Here is a 353-nt window from a genome sequence, read left to right on the forward strand (position 1 = left end):
TCCCCCGGGTTGATCTTCATCTTTCTTCTTGCGGATCCAGTAACAAAAGGTGGAAGGACTGATCCCTTTTTCTTTGCTAAAGGCTTTTGCCGAAAGGCCGCTATTGCGATATTCATTAACTAAAGTGAACATTTCTTCCTGTTTGCTCATGATAAATATTATTTTAGAGCAGCAAAGCTATCGGTAGAAAGTCAGCTAATCAAGATGCAGTTGGTGGGGTGGATACGCTAAAATAGCCCTGATGATCTTCAAACCGCTTGCTCCGTGCACCTGGCTCAAAACTTCTTTTAAACGTATATTCATCATCGTAAGGGCTTTTTGCATGTGATTGACATGCATGGCAGCGCTACGGA

The 353-nt window shown here is 42.8% G+C and carries 1 protein-coding gene; it reads right to left on the minus strand.

What is annotated here, in order from left to right; all coding sequences use genetic code 11:
* The coding region (gene tnpA, locus LB467_RS19520; protein WP_394371829.1) for an IS66 family insertion sequence element accessory protein TnpA at nucleotides 1-150 on the minus strand (150 nt) is incomplete at its 3' end.
* Between the last annotated feature and the right edge of the window lie 203 nt (nucleotides 151-353).

Source organism: Salegentibacter tibetensis, assembly GCF_020164485.1.
GTDB classification, from domain to species: domain Bacteria; phylum Bacteroidota; class Bacteroidia; order Flavobacteriales; family Flavobacteriaceae; genus Salegentibacter; species Salegentibacter tibetensis.